The sequence below is a fragment of the Campylobacter sp. JH32 genome (assembly GCF_017846535.1).
Classification (GTDB): Bacteria; Campylobacterota; Campylobacteria; order Campylobacterales; family Campylobacteraceae; genus Campylobacter_D; species Campylobacter_D coli.
Genome location: NZ_JAEQBS010000010.1, coordinates 1 through 21,197, shown reverse-complemented (window position 1 = coordinate 21,197; position 21,197 = coordinate 1). Strand labels below are relative to the sequence as shown.

General features: G+C 30.8%; 18 protein-coding genes and 1 pseudogene. 6 read left to right on the top strand and 13 right to left on the bottom strand.

All coding sequences use genetic code 11. From position 1 onward, the window contains the following. Window positions 1–18: 18 nt before the first annotated feature. The 6 genes from KAR67_RS07810 to KAR67_RS07785 all read right to left on the bottom strand — a co-directional run bounded on the left by KAR67_RS07810 (window position 19) and on the right by KAR67_RS07785 (window position 8,169). Window positions 19–501, bottom strand: coding sequence for a DNA-deoxyinosine glycosylase (locus tag KAR67_RS07810; protein WP_162284663.1), 483 nt, complete (start codon window positions 499–501; stop codon window positions 19–21). After that, the gene (locus KAR67_RS07805) at window positions 498–2,657 is read right to left on the bottom strand and encodes a polyribonucleotide nucleotidyltransferase (protein WP_002838536.1); all 2,160 of its coding nucleotides are present in this window, start codon (window positions 2,655–2,657) and stop codon (window positions 498–500) included. Before KAR67_RS07805 ends, KAR67_RS07810 begins: the two co-directional genes overlap by 4 nt. A gap of 73 nt (window positions 2,658–2,730) precedes the next feature. After that, on the bottom strand, window positions 2,731–4,779 hold the full coding sequence (locus KAR67_RS07800; RefSeq protein ID WP_002792270.1) for an LPS-assembly protein LptD: 2,049 nt from the start codon (window positions 4,777–4,779) through the stop codon (window positions 2,731–2,733). Beyond that, window positions 4,769–5,221, bottom strand: a complete 453-nt coding sequence (locus KAR67_RS07795; RefSeq protein WP_002777521.1) for an RDD family protein — start codon at window positions 5,219–5,221, stop codon at window positions 4,769–4,771. The genes KAR67_RS07800 and KAR67_RS07795 overlap by 11 nt, the downstream gene beginning before the upstream one ends. Then, window positions 5,218–6,468: a phosphoribosylamine--glycine ligase gene (purD, locus tag KAR67_RS07790; RefSeq protein ID WP_002777514.1), complete on the bottom strand. Its 1,251-nt coding sequence runs from the start codon at window positions 6,466–6,468 to the stop codon at window positions 5,218–5,220. Before purD ends, KAR67_RS07795 begins: the two co-directional genes overlap by 4 nt. A gap of 240 nt (window positions 6,469–6,708) precedes the next feature. Beyond that, window positions 6,709–8,169: a hypothetical protein gene (locus KAR67_RS07785; RefSeq protein ID WP_002780191.1), complete on the bottom strand. Its 1,461-nt coding sequence runs from the start codon at window positions 8,167–8,169 to the stop codon at window positions 6,709–6,711. Window positions 8,170–8,304: 135 nt separating this feature from the next. Here KAR67_RS07785 and KAR67_RS07780 point away from each other — a divergent pair, with 135 nt between their 5' ends. After that, a complete protein-coding gene (locus KAR67_RS07780; protein ID WP_002831311.1) occupies window positions 8,305–8,862 on the top strand; it encodes a methyltransferase domain-containing protein in 558 nt (185 codons plus the stop codon). A 122-nt stretch (window positions 8,863–8,984) separates the two neighbouring features. Here KAR67_RS07780 and KAR67_RS07775 read toward each other — a convergent pair whose 3' ends face one another. Together KAR67_RS07775 and guaA are read right to left on the bottom strand one after the other, a co-directional pair. Then, window positions 8,985–9,593 (bottom strand): class I SAM-dependent methyltransferase, encoded by a 609-nt coding sequence (locus KAR67_RS07775; protein ID WP_002783669.1) that lies wholly within the window; start codon window positions 9,591–9,593, stop codon window positions 8,985–8,987. Window positions 9,594–9,767: 174 nt separating this feature from the next. Beyond that, the gene (gene guaA / locus KAR67_RS07770) at window positions 9,768–11,303 is read right to left on the bottom strand and encodes a glutamine-hydrolyzing GMP synthase (RefSeq protein WP_002831315.1); all 1,536 of its coding nucleotides are present in this window, start codon (window positions 11,301–11,303) and stop codon (window positions 9,768–9,770) included. A gap of 136 nt (window positions 11,304–11,439) precedes the next feature. Here guaA and KAR67_RS07765 point away from each other — a divergent pair, with 136 nt between their 5' ends. Genes KAR67_RS07765 through KAR67_RS07755 form a run of 3 tightly spaced genes read left to right on the top strand, consistent with a single transcriptional unit; the run spans window position 11,440 to window position 14,918 of the window. After that, window positions 11,440–11,916 (top strand): hypothetical protein, encoded by a 477-nt coding sequence (locus KAR67_RS07765; protein WP_002777499.1) that lies wholly within the window; start codon window positions 11,440–11,442, stop codon window positions 11,914–11,916. After that, window positions 11,909–13,723: an excinuclease ABC subunit UvrC gene (uvrC, locus tag KAR67_RS07760; RefSeq protein ID WP_002786130.1), complete on the top strand. Its 1,815-nt coding sequence runs from the start codon at window positions 11,909–11,911 to the stop codon at window positions 13,721–13,723. Before KAR67_RS07765 ends, uvrC begins: the two co-directional genes overlap by 8 nt. Window position 13,724: 1 nt before the next feature. After that, window positions 13,725–14,918, top strand: a complete 1,194-nt coding sequence (locus KAR67_RS07755; protein ID WP_162284664.1) for a hypothetical protein — start codon at window positions 13,725–13,727, stop codon at window positions 14,916–14,918. On the opposite strand, the gene KAR67_RS07750 is transcribed toward KAR67_RS07755, so the two are convergent. The 3 genes and pseudogenes from KAR67_RS07750 to KAR67_RS07740 form a co-directional block, all read right to left on the bottom strand. Continuing rightward, window positions 14,915–15,817, bottom strand: a complete 903-nt coding sequence (locus tag KAR67_RS07750) for a radical SAM protein (protein ID WP_002777490.1) — start codon at window positions 15,815–15,817, stop codon at window positions 14,915–14,917. The genes KAR67_RS07755 and KAR67_RS07750 overlap by 4 nt on opposite strands. Then, entirely contained in the window at window positions 15,814–16,836 is a 1,023-nt protein-coding gene (gene hemE, locus KAR67_RS07745; RefSeq protein WP_002789869.1) for a uroporphyrinogen decarboxylase, read from the bottom strand. Before hemE ends, KAR67_RS07750 begins: the two co-directional genes overlap by 4 nt. Before the next feature lie 147 nt (window positions 16,837–16,983). After that, a pseudogene (locus tag KAR67_RS07740) lies at window positions 16,984–17,294 on the bottom strand (hypothetical protein). Window positions 17,295–17,536: 242 nt separating this feature from the next. Here KAR67_RS07740 and KAR67_RS07735 point away from each other — a divergent pair. Beyond that, on the top strand, window positions 17,537–18,142 hold the full coding sequence (locus KAR67_RS07735) for a hypothetical protein (RefSeq protein WP_002789871.1): 606 nt from the start codon (window positions 17,537–17,539) through the stop codon (window positions 18,140–18,142). Here KAR67_RS07735 and pdxA read toward each other — a convergent pair. Together pdxA and KAR67_RS07725 are read right to left on the bottom strand one after the other, a co-directional pair. Beyond that, window positions 18,126–19,226: a 4-hydroxythreonine-4-phosphate dehydrogenase gene (gene pdxA / locus KAR67_RS07730; RefSeq protein ID WP_002777479.1), complete on the bottom strand. Its 1,101-nt coding sequence runs from the start codon at window positions 19,224–19,226 to the stop codon at window positions 18,126–18,128. The two genes, KAR67_RS07735 and pdxA, sit on opposite strands and share 17 nt — an antisense overlap. A 2-nt stretch (window positions 19,227–19,228) precedes the next feature. Then, on the bottom strand, window positions 19,229–19,996 hold the full coding sequence (locus KAR67_RS07725) for a pyridoxine 5'-phosphate synthase (protein WP_002783656.1): 768 nt from the start codon (window positions 19,994–19,996) through the stop codon (window positions 19,229–19,231). Between the two features lie 54 nt (window positions 19,997–20,050). Between KAR67_RS07725 and KAR67_RS07720 the strand changes: the two genes are divergently transcribed. After that, window positions 20,051–21,028 (top strand): exopolyphosphatase, encoded by a 978-nt coding sequence (locus KAR67_RS07720; protein WP_002777475.1) that lies wholly within the window; start codon window positions 20,051–20,053, stop codon window positions 21,026–21,028. Window positions 21,029–21,197: the final 169 nt, after the last annotated feature.

The window sequence follows — 21,197 nt, the reverse complement described above, 5'->3', positions numbered from 1 at the left end:
TACATACGTAATCAAAAATTATTTTATAAAATTTTTGATTATTTTATAGCTTTGCAAAAGTTGTTCAAAAGAAAAATTTAAATTTACAGGAGAGCTTGAGGGTAGGGCTATGGCTTTTAAATGAGGATGAAATTTAGTAAAAAATCGATAAGCACTTTTCCCTGTGGTAAAAATAGCTTGGATTTGTGCTTGAGAAAGGATTAAATTTAAATCATTAGCCTTTGCGTAACTTATGGTTTTATCATCTGAATTTTTAATCTTACAGCTTTGAAGCACATCCCAAATGGCGATATTTTTTTCTTTTAAAAACGCTTGTTGTTTTGTTATATTTTCTAATCTTGTATCAAAAAGTGTTTCTAGTATAGGCCAAAAACGATTTCTTGGGTGCTGGTAGTAAAATCCATCTTCTCTTGATTTTACCGAGGGAAAAGATCCTAAAATTAAAATTTTAGAATCCTTATCAAAAAAGGGTTTAAAAGGATGAGTTAAAAACTCACTCACTCGCATAAATCCACAGAGATTTTGCCATTTTTAATCTCACTTACTTTTACTTTTAAAATTTGATTTTCACTTAAATTGAGATTTTTACTTTTAGAATTATGAAGCAAGCCATCAATTCCATTTTTAAGTTCTATAAAGGCTCCAAAATTCGTGATTTTTTTGACTTTTCCTTCAAATTCTTCGCCGATTTCAAAGTTTGATAGATCTTTTTCTTTAAAGCCTTTTTTATTATTTTTTTGAGAACTTGTGATATTGATAATATAATCTTTTGCGGCTTTAATTTGTTCGTTTTCATTGCCCGCAATTTTTACTTCACCCTTTTCACGATCTAAGTCTATAGAAACACCAAATTTTTCAATAATTTCTTTGATAGTTTTTCCAGCTTGACCTATGATATCGACTATTTTTGAAGGATCAACATTGAAAAGCTCGAGTTTTGGCAATACCTCTTCATTAACAACAATTTCCTTAAGTGCTTCTTCCATGATATTTAAGATATGAATTCTACCTTCTTTAGCTTGATACAAGGCTTCTTTGAGTATTTTTTGATCAATACCGCCCAATTTGATATCCATTTGTAAGGCTGTGATACCGTCTTTGCTACCTGCTACTTTAAAATCCATATCCCCATCATGATCTTCTAAGCCCATGATATCAGTTAAAATAGCATATTGATCGCCTTCAAAAATAAGCCCCATAGCTACTCCTGCTACAAGTTTTAAGCTAGGTACTCCCGCTGCTCTTAAGGCTAAAGACCCTCCACAAACCGTTGCCATAGAACTAGAGCCATTGCTTTCTAAAATTTCACTTACCAAACGGATAACATAAGGATAATTTTCATCTATGCTTGGATAAAGGGCTCTTTTGGCTAAGTTTCCATGTCCTAACTCTCTTCTTCCAGGTGCTTTGATAGGGCTTGCCTCGCCTACTGAAAAACCTGGAAAATTATAATTAACCATAAAGCGTTCATTGATAGGATTTTTTTCGGTTAACACATCAACCATTTGCGCATCATTTTCACTACCTAAAGTCGCCACAACCAAAGCTTGAGTTTGTCCGCGTGTAAAAAGGCAAGAGCCATGTGCATTAGGTAAAATATTTGTTTCTATGGCAATAGGACGCACTTCATTTAAATTTCTACCATCTGCTCTTTTTTTTGTATTTAAAATTTGGCTACGAACGATTTTATGTTTGACTTTTGCTAGGGCATTTAAAATACTTTCTTCATCCCATTTTGTCGCGCTTTCAAAATTTAATATTTTTTCAGCAATTTTATTTAACTCACTCGCTCTTTCACTTTTTGCCATTTGATTGATAGCCTGTACGATTTGATCGTGAAAATTATTTTCTATAAAGGCGAGAAGTTCGAAATTTTCTATTTCATCTTTGAAATTTAAATCGCTTGATTTTTTATGTTTCAAAAAAGCTTCTTCATAAGCATTAGAGCCATTTAATATAGCTTTTTGGGCTAGACTTAGCGCTTCTAAAATTTCATCTTCGCTAAGTTCATTCATGCTTTGTGAAGTTGTTTGGGTTAAAACATCTGCATAAGGAGCTTCGATAAAGATTTCATCTTCTTTTTGATTAGGTAAAGCACGCATTTCTATCATTAAAAGCTCATCTTTAACCCCTGCTACATAAAGATCAAGGGTGCTATTTTTAAGTTCTTCATTGTTTGGATTTAGGACAAATTTTTCTTCTATGCGACCTATGCGAACTCCACAAACAGGAGCTTTCATAGGAATATCACTAAGATAAAGTGCTACGCTTGCTGCATTTAGACTCATAACTTGAAGATCTACTTGAGGATCAGCAGAAAGAACCATTACGACAATTTGTGTCGGGTAGGCATATCCTTTTGGAAAAAGCGGACGCAAACTTCTGTCTATAATGCGTGCAGTTAAAGTTTCTGCATCGCTTGGTTTGGTTTCTCTTTTAACATAGCCGCCTGGGATTTTTCCTGCTGCATAGGCTTTTTCTATATACTGAACAGTTAGAGGCAAAAATTCTTCTTCAACAGGCTTTTCCTCTCTTGCAACCGCGGCTAAAACGACACTTTTTCCTTGTTGCATAAGCACAGCACCTGCAGCTTGTTTAGCTACTTTTTCTATATCGAATACTTCTAAATTACCATTGATTTCTATACTGTATTGCATCATTTGTCCTTTTTTTCCATATAATAAATTTGTCAAACTTTTAAAAATATTTAGCAAATCTCATTCCTTAATTTTAAATTTTACTCTCCGTTTCTGCTAAAGAAAAATCGTATTTAACTCCACCTAAAGGATAGAAGTTAAAAATAAAATAAATACCGCTTTGATTTTTAGCAGTAATTCCCGCACTTGTAAGTTGCGGATCAATTCTTTCTCTATACATTAAAGAATAATTCCAACATTTGCGTTGAAAAGTATATCCAAACTCCCACATATTAGCATGCGCTCTTTGGGTATCAAACCAAATTCCTCCAAACAAATGATAATTTGCATTTGCAAGGTAATTTGCGCGCGTGCCTATAAAACTATATTTTCCATACTCATCGTTTTGATAAGCATGCGAAAAACTCCAATTGAATTTAGGGTTAGGATTGATCTCCATTTGACTGATGATATTTGTAAAACGATCTTGAAGATCAGAGTAAATAATCTCACTATTAAAACTGATATTGTTATTATAATAATAGCTTAATAAATTGCTTATCTCATCAAACTCACCTTGCTTGTTTAAATAATCAATATTAATTCTATGTTTGATTTTTTTTTGACCTTCATTATTGTAAAAGTATTGAGTAGTATAAAAGCCAAGATGTTCCTCTTCTTTGTCAATTTCTTCAAGATAATCTTCTGAAATACTTCCTGATTTGGCTCCTGGAAGAACATATTTTAACCCAAAATTAAGAGTATGAAAAAAATTATCATATGCTTTAGATAAATCAGTATAAAGATTAAAATCGTGCGTATTTCTAAAATAATGCTCATGATCTTTTTGAGGATAATGACTATAGTTTAAAAATGAAGCATAAAAGCGTTCGGTAAAAGTAAAATGCAAGAAGTCATCAAAAAAAGCATTATGATAAGAAATAGGCAAATTTAAATTCAATTGATTTGCATAAGGGCCTACAGGGCGATAAAAATTATGAAAAGATGCATCAAAAGAATAACGCAAGCGTTCATCAAAAAAATTATTCAAAAAACGATGATATTGAAAGCTTGGATATTCTTGTAAGGTATTATCGTTATTTAATGCAGAAGTATCGATATAATACTTTGCATAAGCTCCATAATAATTATTTTCATCCGCTAGAAAATAATTGATTTTTGAAGTAACTAATGAATTTAAATCACGATAATCCCTGCTGCCAAGATTAAGATAATCTATATCATTAAGATAGGTAGCATCTATCCATAAGCCTTCTTGAAAATTATCGCCCAACAGGGTTTTAATTAAATCATTTCTAGCATATTTTAATTCTGCGCCGTAATGACTTTGGTTTTTTAAATTTTCATCATGATAATAGGATGAATTTTCTCTAAAAGCTCCTAAATTTACCTCTCCTATAGAATAAGGAGAGTCGATAAATCTTAAGGTTGAGTAAAGCCCAAAACCACGATCGGTTCTAATTTGAGGATTTAATTCTAGATCCCAATTTTCATAAGGTGCGATATAAATAGGCTGTTCATAATACAAACCTTCGCTGTTTTTTAAGACTATTTTTGGGATTAAAAGTCCGCTTTGGCGGTGGGTATCTGCACTAAAACCAAAATAGGGTAAATAAAATATAGGAAAATCTTTAACATATAATTTTGCATTATATAAATGAACAAAATTATTTTCCCTATTGAGCCATCCTTTAGAAAAGCGAATTTCCCAATCAGGATCTTCGACATTACAACTTGAAACAGCTGAAATTTCGCTTTTGAAAACATTCTCATCTAAATAGCTAGTCTTGCTTTGAAACCATACTTCTAAATTATTATTAGAAAAGAAAAAATTATTAAAATTAGCTTCATTTGAATTTAAATTGATTTTAGCATAGTTTGAATGAGAGCGTTCATTTTGTCCTCTTAATATATTCACATCACCAAAAAGCTCTAAATCTCCGGTTTTTTCATTGTAAATAGCCTTATTGGCAGTGATAAAATAAAAATCTGAAAAAATAATCACATCATCGTTTGCAGTGAGTATATCCCCTTGTTTTTTAGCATCAAGTGCATAGATATCAACTTGAGTGGCATTGAGTAAAGTAAGACTAGCGCTTAAAAATAAAATTTTACGCCACATTAACTACTATTGTCCTTGCTAGATAATCTTCCCAAGTTTTGCGTAAATCATTGCTTAAAGCCCAAGCAAAGCCCAACATAAATGCCATATCGCTTATTTGCCTAACGATTGAGCGTATGCAGCTTTGGTTTAAATTGGGTTTGTCTAATAAGTCTTCATCTAAAATAATGATTTTACATACCATTTTTCCTAAACTTGCCCCATATAAATAAGTAAAAATTGTTTGGTAAGTAATATGAAGCAATAAAAATCCTAAGTAAAAATCGCCCAAAATTTGAGCTGTATCAAATAAATCCTTAGCATTAAGTAATTTATCATAAAAAATAACAAATACAATCAGCGAAAGTACAAGATTATCGATAAAATATGCCAATATCCTTTTATTGAAACTAGCAATGGTAAGATTTTCTCGCTCAAGACGCGTAAGCAAATCTTCTTTCATTGAATAACCTGATGAGCGATATCTTTTCTAAATTGCTTGCCTTTAAAATGAACATTTTCACAAAGCTCGTAAGCTTTTTTCTGTGCCTCTTCTATGCTTGAGCCTGTACCAACGCAAACCAATACACGCCCACCATCTGCCATAAGTTTACCATCTTCTAAACTTACTCCAGCATAAGAAATATGTGTATTTTCAGGAATATTTGTTATAGAAATTTCACTTTTTGGAGAGCTTTTGTAAGGATAGTTTTCACTCGCGCATACTACGCCCACTGCATAATCTTTTTTAATTTTTATCTTGGTGTGTCTTAAACGCTTTTGTGTAGTGGCTAAAATAAGTTCTAAAGGATTTTCAATCAAAGGCATTAAAACTTCACATTCAGGATCACCAAAGCGCACATTAAATTCCAAGACATAAGGCTTATTGCCTACAACCATAATACCTATAAACAATACCCCGCAAAATTCACTGCCTTCTTTTTTCATACCTGCAAGAGTTGGGATAATGATATCTTTTTGTATTTTTCTAAGCAAGCTTTCATTAGCTAAAGAACTCGGAGCATAAGCTCCCATACCACCCGTATTTGGTCCTTTATCCCCATCTAAAAGTTTTTTATGATCTTGTGCAGCAGGTAAAAGCACAAAGTCATTGCCATCACATACCGCAAAAATACTAAGCTCAAAGCCATCTAAAAATTCTTCCACAACGATAAGTTTACCCGCTTCTCCAAAGCTTTCTCCACTTAGCATTTTAGAAGCCTCTTCTATGGCTTCTTCGTGAGTTTTTGCGATAATTACTCCTTTGCCAGCACAAAGCCCATCAGCTTTAACGACTATAGGAGGAGTTAAGCTTAATATAAAGTTTTTTGCTTTTTCTATATCATTTGTGTTTAAAAATTTTGCTGTTTTAATACGATATTTTTTTAAAAAGCTTTTCATGAAAGATTTAGAAGTTTCAAGCATAGCTGCAGCTTTTGTAGGTCCAAAAATAGGAATATTGTGTTGTTTAAAAATATCTACAACGCCTTCAGCTAAAAAACTTTCACTACCCACTATGCATAGATCAAATTCTTTTTCTTTTGCATAAGTGGCTAAAACTACAGGATCTTTAAAATTGAGATTGGTTCCAAGACTTTCGGTAGCACCATTACCAGGGGCAAAGTAAAATTCTAAATTTTCATCCACACGCTTTAGCGCTAAAGCGATAGAATATTCACGAGCACCGCTACCCAAAATCATTATTTTCATTTATTCTCCTTGTATAAAACCCAAACAGCCGCTTAATAAAGATTGACCCCAAAAAGTCAAAGAAAACCGTTAGGCGATTTTTAAAGGCTGTAACTTCTCGCTTCTTTCGAAACTCAAACGACGCCACAGAACACGGTAAATCGCACAATCACAGTTAATAAAAATATGTTGGATCACTTTAAATATCACGAACTGTTTAGGCAAGCAAATTATAGCCTTATTTAGCTTAAAATTCTATGTTTAAATCAGTTTAAATTTGGTTTTTCCTATTTTATCAAAATGTTTTCCTTCTAAAATAATATCTGCTACACTTTCCCATATATGTTTTTCATCGATAAACACTATATCAAAACTATTATCACGCATTAAAGACTGATAATTGACTTTTTTAGGGGCGTACTTTACTATGAAATAAGGATTTTGCGCAAAGGTTTCTATTTTTAATTTACAAAGCAAATCCAAATCCGAAGTCACGACTAAAAATTTTTTTCTTTGTTCTTTGGTAATTTTTTGGATATAAACTAAAAGTTTTTGATCAAAAGGATTAAGCGCTGCTTTGTTTAAGCGACTTAGATAATGCTCTGCAAATGAAAGAGAACAAAAGGAATTTTCTATATTGCTCATTGTAAAATATGAATTTTTAACCCCTGATGATTTTAAGGACAGGTGCCAAATTTTAACATCCATTATCGTAGCACATAAATTAAGACCTGTAATTATTTTTTTAAAGAGTTTTTCGCGTGAAAGCTTGAAAGCATTTTCAAAAATATTATAATTTTTCTTATAAAAATCCTCTTGTATAGCACCCAGTCTTTTAAGGGTTGTTCTATAATACTCCGCTTCTTTTTGAAGTTTTGCTAATTTTTCTTGTCTTGCTTTGAGTTTTTCAGGATCTGCATTGGCCGCATTGCTTTTAAGTTGAATTTCAGATTGTAAAGCTTTCATTTGTGCTTCAAGTGAAGCAAGGCGGTTTTTTCTTGTATCTATAGTGGCTATTAAAGCTTGGTAATGGCATTGTAAAGATAAGAAAGTTTCATTAAATATTTTAGTGATATTGGGTTTTTTATCTGCTATCATTTGTTTGTAAGAATTTTCTAAGTGCATCATAATGCTTTTTAGGGCGCTAAATTGGGTTTGATCTATACTATTATCCATAAAAATTAAAGTATCATAAGCTTTAAATAAAAATCTCTTAAGAATGAGATAGTCCAAAATACAAGGAATATCTTTTTCATCTTGTAAATTGGCTTGCAAGGCTTCAACAGATAAAATTTCATGGGCAAAATATTTTTGTATGGCTTGAGGAATAGTAAAAGATAAGGGAATTTTTTCTATAGAATCAAAATCAATGCTTCTATAAAGTTCTGTAATATACGCACTTCTGCGAGAATTTTGTAAATCTTCAAGCTCATCATCACTATCGGTTTTCCAAAAATCATGTTCAGTGATAAAATCACCCTCTTTAAATTCTTGAAATTTGGAAGGTTTTATCCCTGTGATAGTTTTGCTTACAGGCACAGGAGCGCCGTTTTCAGACTTTTTATCACTAGAGAGCGTGCGAAATTCAACAAGCATCCCAACACTTGGCATACTTTTTTTATCATTCCAAATTTGACGACTAAAGTCAAAAAAAGTATTTGCTGAATTCGTTACAGTTCCACGCCCTGTGGAATCCATATATATAGCTATTTTTCCATGCATATTTCATCCTTGAAAGTTTTTAAAAGATAATTTTAGCTTTATTTTTATAAAAATTTTATAAGCAAAAGAATAAAATTACATGTTTGATTTTAAAATTCTTTTTAGTTATATTTTTTTTACCATAGGAAAAATTGAATGTTTTTTTATGAATATCTTAAAAATCCAAAACAAATCGGTGCTTTTTGTTCTAGCTCTCAAAAGCTAGGTTTTGTTATGACTCAAAATATTAATTTGCGTCAAGCAAACTATATCGTAGAGATTGGACCTGGCACAGGTGTTTTTACTGAAAATATTTTAAAATATAAAAATAAAAAAGCACAATTTTTTGCTATAGAAATCAATAAAAATATGGCAGATAAGCTTAAAAGAAAAATTGTAAATTTGGATATAGAAATAGGGAGTGCTGAAAATTTACCTTATTTTTTAAGGCAAAGAAATATCACCTATGCAGATGTGATTATAAGTGGAATTCCGTGGAGTTTGCTTAGGGATCACGAGCAAGAAAAGCTTTTAAAAATCATCCATAAAAGTTTAAAACCTAACGGATATTTTAGCACCTTTGCTTATGTGCTACCTACTTATTCAAGTTTAAAATTTCGTCAAAAGATATTTTCTCTTTTTACAGAGGTGAGAATTTCAAAAGTTGTTTGGCAAAATTTCCCACCCGCTGTGGTGTATTATTGTAAGAAGTAAATTTTTATCCCCATTTTTTTGATAAAACACAACTTAATGCTTTATTACACGGATTGTCCTAAAAATAAGCACGCATTGTAAAATTTTTGGATTAAAGCTTGATAATTTTAAATAAAGCTATATTATAATTCTTTCTTTTTAGCAATAATGAGCAATTCTCGATCACCCGTAGTTTCTTCTATATAATCTTCTATGGAAGATAAGATATCAAATCCGTTTTGCTTTAATAATTTATGTACTTTTTCTAAATCTAAAGCACTATGATAAAATGATTCTTTCCACATTGTGCTTATAATTTCGCCATCATTTTTTCCATGAGTAAATAAAAACAATCCACCAGATGTCAACAAAGAAGAAATGATTTGATAAATACATTCTTGTTTATCATACCTAATGTGCCAAATAGAATCAAATGCGATGATTGCATCATATTTTTTATCTGTTTTGAAATTTAAAATATCCTCTACTAAAAAAGTGGCATTATGTAAGTTAAGTTTTTGTGCTTGTTTTATCATTTCTTCTGAAATATCTATCCCTGTAACTTGAAATCCTTGTTTTGATAAATATAAAGCGATAGGATATCCAGTTCCACAACCAATATCTAGCACTCTTGAATTTGGACTTAAATTATTTGCGAAGTCGACAATGCATTGATTGATTGAGGTATTTTTGCGAAATTCACTCCACTTTTTACAAATTTTATTGTATGAATCTTTTATGCTATTTTCCATCCATATTCCTAAAAATTTTAACACTCTTTGATTTTTATAATAAAATTAATACATTTAATATAAGCTTTTTCTATGACTTTATATGCTAGTTTTTTATGTATTAAAAATTTGTTAATGAGGGTTTTAAATTCTTGAAAACCTGTATATTATTATCAGGTTTTCAGATTTTTTAATTTATTCCCATTCTATAGTTGCAGGTGGTTTACTTGAGATATCATAAACTACGCGGTTAATACCTTCAACCTCATTGATAATACGACGCGAGATATTTTCTAAAATTTCATAAGGTATGTGTGAAAAAGTCGCTGTCATTCCATCACTTGCATCAACAACACGAACACAAATGGTATTATCATAAGTTCGGTTATCTCCCATAACACCAACGCTTTTTACATTTAACAATACACAAAAAGCTTGCCAAGTTTTATCATACCAACCCGTGCTTCTTAGTTCTTCAAGTAAGATTACATCTGCTTTGCGTAGTAATTCAAGACTTGGGCGATTGACTTCTCCCATGATGCGTATAGCAAGACCAGGGCCTGGGAAAGGATGGCGATAAACTATTTCTTTGCTTAATCCAAGCTCGATACCTAAAGCACGCACTTCATCTTTAAAAATTTCTTTTAAAGGCTCTATGAGTTTAAGATTCATTTTTTCAGGTAAGCCCCCTACATTATGATGGCTTTTAATGGTTTTGCTTGCACCTACAACAGAACTTTCTATGATATCAGTATAAAGTGTGCCTTGGGCAAGATATTTTACATCTTTATGTTTTTTTGCTTCTTCTTCAAAAACTTCTATAAAGGTATTTCCTATGATTTTTCTTTTTTGTTCAGGATCTGTGACATTAGCTAAGCGACTTAAGAAAATTTCACTTGCATCAATGCTGATGAGATCGATGCCTAAAGTGTTTTTAAACATAAATTCAACTTGTTCTTTTTCTCCACTTCTTAAAAGTCCATTATCTACAAAAACTACTATAATTTGCTCTTTTATAGCACTAGCTAAAAGTGCAGCAACTACGCTACTATCTACTCCGCCACTTACAGCACAAAGCACTTTATCATTGCCTACTTCTTCGCGGATTTTTTCTGCTTGAGTTTTTGCAAAAGAACCCATATTCCAAATACTTTCACAATTGCAAGCATATTTAGCAAAATTTTTTAAGATATTTTTGCCAAATTCACTGTGTTGTACTTCAGGGTGAAATTGCAAGGCAAAGAATTTTTTCTCTTCATTTGCAAAAACACAATACGGACTATTTTCACTTGTTGCTAAAACTTCAAAACCTTGTGGTAAATTTTCAACCTTATCAGAATGACTCATCCAAACGATTTGTTTTTTAGGTAGATTTTTAAACAAATCGCTATCTTTTTGAATTTCTATACTTGCTTTGCCGTATTCTTTGTGTCCTGCTGGAGCAACATTGGCTTTATAATGATGAGCCATGAGTTGCATACCATAACAAATTCCAAGTATGGGTAAGCCTAGATTAAAAACCTCTTTATCACAAAAGTACGCATCTGTTGCATAAACACTTGCAGGGCCACCACTTAAAATAATACCCTTAGGTTCTTTCGCTTTGATATCTGCTAAACTTACATTAAAAGGCAAAATCTCAGCATAAACGCCTTGCTCTCTCAATCTTCTTGCTATAAGCTGAGTATATTGCGATCCAAAATCTAAAACTAAAATATCTGCTTTTTTCATTCTACCACCTATTTAATTGTTCGTATTTTTTAATGCTTTTTATTGAACCATTTTGTTCGTAGCTAGTGTATTGTGGGTTGCCCTTATAGCCACATGCACACAAAAAAATTAAGAAAAAAAATGCTAAAATCATCTTATGGAAAAATTTCAAAGTCCAAAGATAATTAAAAATACTAGCGCCATTCTTAATGACTTGATGAGTAAGTCTCATTATCGACCCTTAAAAACCTTATTTTTTTGTAAAGATTTTTTAAATTCTTTTCCGCCTGCCAAACAGCGTTTAATCGCTAGAATTTATATAAAAAATCATATTTTAAATATAGTGACTTTAAATTCAGCCGCTTACCAAGAATTAAATCACGATAATAGCAAAATTTATATTAAAGTTCTCATAAAAAAATACGGAAAAATGTATCCTTTGAGTGGATTTTCAGATATAAAAGATTTAAAAATTTTTACACAAAAATACAATAATACAATAAAAAATAATGAAAATTTCACGGCTAAAAAACCCTATATAGAATTAAGCCTTGGAAAATTTGAAAATAAATTTGAAAATAAAATTTTAGCAAAGAAATTTGAAGAAATAAGGCAGATGATAAGAAATGGCTGAAATTTTACTTAAAAATACTCTCAAAGAAGAGCTTCAAACCCTACCTGCAAATGCTGGAGTGTATCAGTATTTTAATGCCGAAGGAAAGCTTTTATATGTAGGCAAGGCTAAAAATCTTAAAAACCGCGTAAGATCTTATTTTGCTTTTACCCCAAATTTACGCGCCAATCCAAAAAATTCTTTAAGAATTCAAAAAATGATAGAAGAAGCGGTGCATTTGGAATTTATTACAACAAATTCAGAAGCTGATGCTTTGATTTTGGAAAATTCTTTTATCAAGCAACTTCATCCAAAATACAATATTTTACTAAGAGATGATAAGACTTATCCTTATATTTATGTAGATTTTAATGAAGAATTTCCGCGTTTTGAAATCACTAGAAAATTAGTTAAAAAAAGTAAAATCAAATATTTTGGCCCCTTTTTTAAAGGAGCTAGAGAGCTTTTAGATGCGCTTTATTTATACTATCCTTTAAAGCAAAAAGCAAGTTGTAAATCTCCTTGTATTTTTTATCAAATTTCTCGTTGTCTTGCGCCTTGTGATAAAAAAATTACCCAAGAAGAATATCGTTTGATTTTAGATAAAGCTATCAATGCTCTTTTAAGCCCTAGTATTTTAGTGAAAAATTTGGAAAAACAAATGTTTCATTTAGCCCAAAATGAGAATTATGAAGAAGCGGCAAAAATAAGAGATCAGATTGCTACGATAAGGGATTTGGAAATTAAAGTTGAGATTGATATCGCTAAATTAGAAGACTTTGAAATTTTTGCTTTAGCTTGTGAAAGCTCTATGCTTTCAACTTTGCGTTTTGTGGTGCAAAATGGAAAAATCATCAGCGCTAATTCTAAAATCACTCCGCTTAAAAACAATACAGATTTTGATAAAAATGAGATTTATAAACAGCTTATTTTAGAAAATTTTAGCGTAGACATTCCTTTGGTTGCAAATACTGTTTATGTTTATGAGGATTTTGAAGACAGGGAGCTTTTAGAAGAAATTTTAAGCCAGAGATTTGATAAAAAAATCAGCATTAAAGTTCCTAAAATAGGGGAAAAAAGAAGAATTTGTGATTTGGCATTTCAAAATGCGTGTTTAAATATACAAAAAGAGCAAAAAAATAGTGATTTTAATATACAAAAAGAACTTAAAAATTATTTCGAGCTTGAAAATCTGCCAAATTGTATAGAAGTTTTTGATAATTCTCATTTGCAAGGTGTGGCGAATGTAGGAGCTATGATAACTTATAAAATGGGTACTTGGGATAAGTCAAATTATAGAAAATTTCATTTAAAATACAAAAATGATTATGAGCAAATGCGTGAAGTTTTAACGCGTAGAGCATTAGAATTTGACAAAATGCCTGCTCCTGATTTGTGGCTTATAGATGGAGGAAAGGCTTTGCTTGATTTAGCTAAAGAAATCATCTTAAGTAGTGGGGCAAATGTTGATATTTTAGCAATCTCAAAAGAAAAAATCGATGCTAAAGCTCACCGCGCTAAAGGAGGGGCTAAAGATAAAATTCACTCTTTAAAAGGAGAATTTGCCCTAAGCATTAACGATAAAAAATTACAATTCTTACAGAAATTAAGAGATGAAGCACATCGTTTTGCCATAAGTTTTCATCAAAACACTAAGAAAAAACAAGATTTATCAAGCTCTAAGCTTGTAAAATCAGGACTTAGTGCGGGAGTTATACAAAAACTTTTGGCGTATTATGGAAGTTTTGAAGCTATTTATGAGGCAAATTTTGAAGAATTGTGCCAATTAGTAGGAAAAAAATCAGCACAAAAAATAAAGGAAGATTGATTTGTTATTGGTTTGGATTATTTTTATTTTTAATATTATTTTGGCTTTTTTAAGTATAGATTTTACAAGAATTCATGAAAGCCTTGAGCAAATTAAACTTACTTTTTTTGCTAGTATTTTTATTTTGTCTTTAACTTTAATATTTTTCCTTTTTCGAAAAAAACGAGCTTTGGCTAGGAAAGATCAAAAAATTTTATTAATTAAAAATGAATTTATACATGCTGAAGAGATAGATATCGAAACGAGTTTGGATTTGATTCGGGAAAAAATAGCACATTTAAATCAAGATTTATTTAAGATTTCTCATGAAAAAGAAACTTATGCAAAATTGCTAGAGGATAGTTTGTATCAAATTGGCAATATTGAGGGCGTTGTAAGATGTTTAGATGAAGAAGAAGCAAGCAAGGAAATCAAATCACTTGTTTTAAATGCATTAAAACATCAAAAAGAACAAATTAGACTTGGACTTAATCAAGCTTTAGAATACCATAAAAGCATAGGGGTGGCACAGGGCAATGTTTTGCAATTTGAAGCAAGTGCTGCGATAGTAAGTGATGATGGGCTTGAAGCATTTTTGCTAGCAAATTTGTTGTCTTATTTTGGCATAGAAAATACTATTTTTAAGAGTTTGAGTTTTGATATCAATGATTTTCATGTGGTTTTCATTAAGGATAAAATTTTAGAGCAAAGTTCTAAGAAAGCTGATGATTTTATCGTGTTTGGGCGTAGTAAAAACTTATATTATGAGTATTTTTTAAGCCTACCTTTTGAAAAAAAAGAGCTTGAAAATATTTTGCAAAGAAAACTTGATAAAATTTGTGCTTTAAAATTTCAAACTCCTTATCAAAATAATGTTTTGCTTTTTAAACAAAATAAGTTTGATGCAACTTTGTTTTTTAATATCATAGAAAAACAATGCTCCCAAAATATGCGCGTGAATTCTTTTAGTGAATTGAAAAAAGAATTAAAAAAAGAAGCTTATCGTTTGATATTGCTTGATTATGAATTGATTAAATTTGATCTTGAGCAGATGCGTTCTATTCTTAGCGCTTATAAAAAGCAACACCCTCAAAGTCATATTATATTCTTTTCTAGGGAGAGGGTGAGGGATTTTGATTGCGTAAGCGAGGTTTTAAATGATATCAGCAGAAATGATCTTATAGCTTTGATTAGAAAATATTTGCCTAAAAATTAGGCTTTATAGAATTTAACTCCTGCTAGATTAAGAATCTTTATTTTTTCTTCTTTTATAAGCTTGTCTAAAAGAAGTTGAGAAGTTTTATCTAATTTATTTTCTATATCTATCTCACTTTGTGAGCGTAGATGAAGCATTTTTAGCAATTCTTCTTCATTAAAATTTAACTTTTCACCCTCATAGTGTCTTTTGGGCAAAAGCACGGGAGTGGAAGTTATGAGTTTGGAAAGTTCCAAAAGTCTTTCTTCGCTTATTTTTTTAACCGCATAAGCTGGGGGTCTATCAATGGTGCTTAAATCAACTCTTAAGGGCGCTATTTTAGCTAAAGCTTGATTTAAAGCGATAAATTCTTCTTCATTGTCATTAAGATCTTTTACGACAAGGATCTCCATTACAAGATCACCTTTAAATTGGGTTTTAAATTCTGCCATTTTTTCTATCATTTTTTCTAAGTTAATATTTTTTAAAGCCCTATCAATACGGTAAAAGGTTTTAGAAATAGCACTGTCTAGGCTAAATTTAACCACATCTAACTTTAATAAGGTATTGAATTTGTCTTGATCTAAAACCACGGTGCCATTGCTTAAAATGAGCAATTTTTTATCTTTAGCAATCTTGCGTAAGGATGAGATCAATTCATCTAAATGAGGATAAAGGCTTGGTTCCCCATTGGCTGTTAAGGTAAGAAAGTCAAATGGGACATTTTTTTCAAGAGCGCCTTGAACTTCTAAAATGATTTCTTCTACGCTTACAATCTCATCTTGTTTTTCTTGAGGTTTTTGAGCCTCAAGTTCGCAATATACGCAATCAAAATTGCATTGTTTCTTGCTAGGGCTTAGATCAATACCTAAAGATCTTCCAAAACGTCTTGAATTGATGGGGCCAAAGAGAATTTTCATTTGGCTGAACTTTCTTGCACAAGCTGGATAAAGTATTTTGCATTTTCAACAGGAATGTCAGGCAAGATTCCATGACCTAGATTGAAAATATGAGCTTTATTTTGCATAATTTCAAGAATATTTTCTACGCCTTGTTTGATAGCTTTTTTATCATAAAGTCTGCAAGGTTCCATATTGCCTTGTAGGGTGTATTGGTGGGATAATTTATCGCGTGCTAAATCAAGAGGAGTACTCCAATCAACTCCAAAAACATCAAAATTTCCATCGATTTTATCCAAATAGCCACTAATGCCTTTAGGAAATAAAATTACAGGTATGTGAGGGTATTTGTTTTTAATAAAATCAGAAATTTCAAGCATATACTTAAATGAAAAATCAAAGAATTTATCACATTCTAAAGCACTCGCCCAGCTATCAAAAATTTGCACCGCATTTGCACCTGCTTTGATTTGTTCTTCTAAGTAAGATTTTAAAACTTGAGTGAGTTTATTTAAAATTTCATGCAAAAGTTCTGGATTTTGATAAAGCATTTTTTTACATTTTGCATAATTTTTACTTCCGCTTCCTTCTATCATATAAGTTGCTATAGTCCAAGGACTGCCACAAAATCCTATCAAAGCTTTATCAAGCGGTAATTTTTCGCGTGTTAGTTTTAAAGCATCATAAACATAGTTTAGTTTTTTATAAGCATTTTTATCATCTAGCTTGTTAAGGTCTTCTAAGGTTGAAATAGGTGTTTGAAATACCGGTCCTTCGCCTTTTTCAAAGCGTAAATTCATTCCCATTTCAAGAGGGACTACTAAAATGTCTGAAAAGATAATCGCCGCATCAACTCCTAAAATATCAACAGGTTGTAAAGAAACCTCCGAAGCTCTTTTGTAGTCTTTACATAAGGATAAAAAATCTCCCGCTTCTTGTCTAACTTTCATATATTCAGGCAAATATCTTCCTGCTTGACGCATCATCCAAACGGGTGTATAGGGTGTAGGTTTTTTAAAGCAAGCGTCGATAAAAATCATAATTTTCCTTTGTTTTTTTCATAAAATTATAACAGAAATTAATAAAAATAAATGTGTTTTGTTGTATGAAAGATTTGTGATTGTCTTATTTTGGTGTTTTATAAATTTATACGAGAATTGAAAAATTCTCGCAATGAAATTTTAAATTTATATTTTAGCAGTATTTCCCGCATCAATGGTTGCAAAAAGTTTATTGAGTAAATCTTCTTCATTTTTTTTGTATTGATCTTCTCTCATTTTTTGCCAAGCATAAGATTAAAATCTTCTTTAACAGCACTAAGATCAAGATCTTCATTAGTAAATTCACTTGAACTTGTCTTTTTGTCTTCTTTTTCTTCTTTGTTTTTAACTTCATTTAGAGTAGCTTGAAATTCATCTGCTGAAGTGCTTTTTTCCTTAACCTTGGTTGTGGCACTAAACATAGAGCTTGAAGTTGTTTGGATATCTTTTACCACCATTTTCTCCTCCTTTTGTTTTTTTGATTTTAAATTAGATAAGCAATTTTTATTCCAATTTAGAAATTTTGGATAATTTTTTAGAAAATTTTTGATCATTTATCAAAAAGTAAAAGGAGTTTTCACAGTTTTGTTAATTTGTTTGAAATAAATCTGTATTGTGATGGTTAAAAATTTGTATTTTGATTTTTTTAAAAAAATTAAAAATATTTTTGTTACAATAAAACAAAAAATAAGGAGAGGCAATGAAGATAATTTTACTAACAATTTTAAGTTTTCTTAGCTTATGGGGCTTGAGTTTTGATGAGCTTATATATAAAAATGAAGTTAGAGCGAGTTTTGATTGTTCTAAGGTTAAAAATAATGGCAAAAATGATGATGAGTTAATCATATGCAATAAAATAGGCGCTATTAATGAATTTGAAAATAAAAAACTTGCTTTGATGGATAATATCTTTATAAGTTTATATCAAGAGCTTTTAAAAAATGCAAATGAAATTATAAAAGAAGATTTTAAATTGGTTGTGAAAAAAATGTTTAGAGAAAGAAAAAATTGTGCCAAAGTTATATCAAACGATCTTTTGCAAGCAGATCAAGATCCTCAATCGCCTTTTGTTTACAAGACTGATTGTATAGAAAAAACTTATGCTAAAGTATTTTTAGAGCTTATGCAAAAAGCTAAAAAAGATACTCAAAGCAAAGAAAGATTAAAGCAAATTTTTAATAATCAAGTAGATAGATATGAAAATTTAATCCAAATGAGCATTCAAGATCCTATAGATTTGGAAATTTTTATAGACAATCTAGCCCAAGAGGGCTTGATCGATGATAATGCTAGATTGAAGCTTTAGAAGGCAATTCTAAAGCAAATTTAGCCGCTTCAAAATAGCTTTTAGTACTGATTTTGGCATTTTTATAGGCCTTATCAAAGGCGGTGCCATGATCAACACTTACGCGTATAATGGGCAAATTTAAACTCACATTGATACTTTTTTCAAAATACAAAGCCTTTAGGGGTGCTAAGCCAAGATCGTGATACATGGCTATTAAGCGATTGCATGCTTTTAAATTTGATTTTGTAAAAGCTGTATCTGCGACTAAAGGGTAGGGCAAATAAACACCTTTTGTATTAAAATTTAAAAGCAATTCTTTTTGTAATTTTTCATCTTTTAGAGCTTTTTTAAAGAATTTTTCATCTTTTTTAGAATTTAAAAAAGCATTAACAAAAGCGATAGCCTTTTGCATAAGCTCTTCTTCTTTGCCTCCTATCACCCCATAATCTCCTGCATGTGGGTTAAAACCTAAAAGTCCGATTTTTTTAAAGCGAGTTTCTTGATAAAAGTCTTTTAAAAAAATACTTAAATTTTGAAAAGTGATTTTTTTGCTTACTTTTGCTAAGGGTATGTGCTCGCTAAAAAGTCCTACAAAAAGTTCCTTACATCCTAGCATCATGATGGCATTTTTTTTAAAAAAGAATCTTAGTGCATCAGTATGTCCTTTAAATTTAAGCCCCGCATCCTCCCAAGCTTTTTTATGTATAGGTAGAGTAAGTAGGGCGTGTGCGTGGTTTTTATAAACAAAATAGCTTGCCGCCTTAAAGCTTAAGAAGCTATATAGGCCACTTTTTGCATCTATTTCTCCTGCTTTAATGTCAAAGTTTTCATCCACTTTTAAATTTAAAGGCAAGCCAAAAGAATAAATTTCAAGAGAATTATGCTTTTTAAGCAGTGTAAATTCATAATTTTTAGCATCTTTAAAAGCTACGATTTTTGCATTTAAAAGCTCTAAATTTAAAAGTTTTAAAGCTTTTTGAAGCAAGCTTTCATGGATAAAATAATAAGGAGTGCAAATTTGGCTTAATTTTTCATGTGAGCGTGCTAGAATTTCAAGCCCTATGCCATTGATATCGCCTATGCTAATGGCTAATTTTTTCATCTTTAAAGCAGTGCTTTCATTTCTAAAATCGCATTTTGTAGTCCTACAAAAACCGATCTTGCTACAATACTTTGGCCGATATTAAGTTCGCAAATTTTTTTGATATTTGCTATTTGGCTTACATTTTTATAATTTAGCCCATGCCCAGCAGCGACTTTTAATCCAAGCTCCACTCCTTTTTTAGCACAAATTTCTATATTGTTTAACTCCTCTTCAAATTTACTTTGTAATGTTTTTTTGCTTAAATCAAATTCTTTTAAAGCAAAGGCTGTATGAGAGATATTGCTAAAAAGTGCGTTATGCAAATTTGCATAATGTCCTGTGTGAAGTTCTATAAAATCAGCTTTTAATTCATATGATTTTTGTATATCTTCTAAGCTAGGATTGATAAAAAGTGAAACCTCGATTTGCGCATTTTGAAGTTTTTCTATACTTTCTTTGATTTTATTATGATTTAAATTTAGCCCCCCTTCTGTGGTAAGCTCTTCTCTTTTTTCAGGCACTAGGGTGATACGATGAGGTTTTAATTTAAGTGCTAAGTTTAGAATTTCATCATTTAAAGCACATTCTAAATTGATAGGACTTTTGCAAAAGCGTATGATATTTTCTAAATCAAAATCTTGAGCATGACGACGATCTTCTCTTACATGCAAAGTGATTTGATCTCCAAATTTAGCAGCTATAAAAGCGGCTTCTAAAAGATCAGGATCATTTACCATTCTAGCTTGTCTTAATACTGCAATGTGGTCGATATTTACACCTAAAAGCATATTTTTCCTTTAGAACTTTTTTGCTATTATACTATAAATTAAATAAGGATAGTGATGTTAGGTATAGATCTTGGCTCAAATACTTTAAGAGCGGTTTTTATAAATGAAAAATTTGAAAAATTGGATGAATATGAATTTATCATAGGTTCGGCTAAAAACTTAGATAAAACTGGAAAGATAAGTGATGAAGCCATAGAAAAACTTCGCAATGCACTTCAAGAAATAGCTAAAAAATATGACTTAAGCCAAGCAAGAGCAGTCGCAACTGCAGCTTTTAGAAAAGCAAGCAATACGAATGAAATTTTTACTCGTTTAAAACAGGAATTTCAAATTGATTTTAAAGTGATAGATGCCAAAATTGAAGCTAAAATCAGCGTTTTGGGTATGAAAAGGGGGCTTTTAAATTTAGGCTTAAATTTGGATTGTGGGTATTGTGATTTAGGGGGCGCATCTTGTGAATTTTCTTTTAGGGATAATTTTCAAAGTTTTGATTTTGGTATTATCAGTTTTTATGAAAAATGCAAGATAAAAAAAATCGCAAATTCTTTTTCTTTTAAAAAAATACTTCAAAAATATCCTAATTTTCCTTATAGATTTAAAGATAAAAAGCTAAAAATTCATTTTTTAATTCACGATAATTTTTTAAAAACCATGGCTTTTGAGGCCTTTGGGCAAAGCAATGGTTTAAAAAAAGCATTAAAACAAAGCAAGATGAAAAATATCGTTTTAAATTCAGGTGTCCCTACGGCTTTAGCGGCTTTAAAAAAAGGCTTAAATTATGAAAAATACGAGGCAAAGAAAATCAATGGTGCAAGATTAAATATCAATGATTTTTTAACTTTTGGGCAAAAACTTTGGTATATGGATGAAAAAAAGGCAAGTTTTTGGGTAGGAAATACGCGAAAAAATTATTTAGTTGCGGGATGTTTTTTGCTTTTTAGTATTTTTGAAAGAGAAAAACTTATAGTGATTGATGAGGGTTTAAGGGAGGGGCTTTGTATGGCTGATTTAAATTTAAAAGATTACCAATGAAAATTACCATAGCAATTATTTTTTACTTTATTTACCCTAATCTTTTTAAGTGCATGTGCTTTTAAAGAAAAAAAAGCAAGTGAAATAAAAACTCTTGCAAGTAATTATGGTGGAATTTATATCTTTGATAAAAAAATAAGAGAAGAGATATTGGAATTAGAGAAAAAAG

Bases quoted from the DNA above. Each gene is read 5' to 3' on its own strand.
- KAR67_RS07780 (WP_002831311.1), top strand. From the start codon at position 8,305: ATGTTTTTTTATGAATATCTTAAAAATCCAAAACAAATCGGTGCTTTT.
- KAR67_RS07725 (WP_002783656.1), bottom strand. From the start codon at position 19,996: ATGCTTTTAGGTGTAAATATCGACCACATTGCAGTATTAAGACAAGCT.
- uvrC (WP_002786130.1), top strand. From the start codon at position 11,909: ATGGCTGAAATTTTACTTAAAAATACTCTCAAAGAAGAGCTTCAAACC.
- pdxA (WP_002777479.1), bottom strand. From the start codon at position 19,226: ATGAAAAAATTAGCCATTAGCATAGGCGATATCAATGGCATAGGGCTT.
- purD (WP_002777514.1), bottom strand. From the start codon at position 6,468: ATGAAAATAATGATTTTGGGTAGCGGTGCTCGTGAATATTCTATCGCT.
- KAR67_RS07785 (WP_002780191.1), bottom strand. From the start codon at position 8,169: ATGCATGGAAAAATAGCTATATATATGGATTCCACAGGGCGTGGAACT.
- guaA (WP_002831315.1), bottom strand. From the start codon at position 11,303: ATGAAAAAAGCAGATATTTTAGTTTTAGATTTTGGATCGCAATATACT.
- KAR67_RS07795 (WP_002777521.1), bottom strand. From the start codon at position 5,221: ATGAAAGAAGATTTGCTTACGCGTCTTGAGCGAGAAAATCTTACCATT.
- KAR67_RS07805 (WP_002838536.1), bottom strand. From the start codon at position 2,657: ATGCAATACAGTATAGAAATCAATGGTAATTTAGAAGTATTCGATATA.
- hemE (WP_002789869.1), bottom strand. From the start codon at position 16,836: ATGATTTTTATCGACGCTTGCTTTAAAAAACCTACACCCTATACACCC.
- KAR67_RS07735 (WP_002789871.1), top strand. From the start codon at position 17,537: ATGAAGATAATTTTACTAACAATTTTAAGTTTTCTTAGCTTATGGGGC.
- KAR67_RS07775 (WP_002783669.1), bottom strand. From the start codon at position 9,593: ATGGAAAATAGCATAAAAGATTCATACAATAAAATTTGTAAAAAGTGG.
- KAR67_RS07750 (WP_002777490.1), bottom strand. From the start codon at position 15,817: ATGAAAATTCTCTTTGGCCCCATCAATTCAAGACGTTTTGGAAGATCT.
- KAR67_RS07720 (WP_002777475.1), top strand. From the start codon at position 20,051: ATGTTAGGTATAGATCTTGGCTCAAATACTTTAAGAGCGGTTTTTATA.
- KAR67_RS07765 (WP_002777499.1), top strand. From the start codon at position 11,440: ATGGAAAAATTTCAAAGTCCAAAGATAATTAAAAATACTAGCGCCATT.
- KAR67_RS07800 (WP_002792270.1), bottom strand. From the start codon at position 4,779: ATGTGGCGTAAAATTTTATTTTTAAGCGCTAGTCTTACTTTACTCAAT.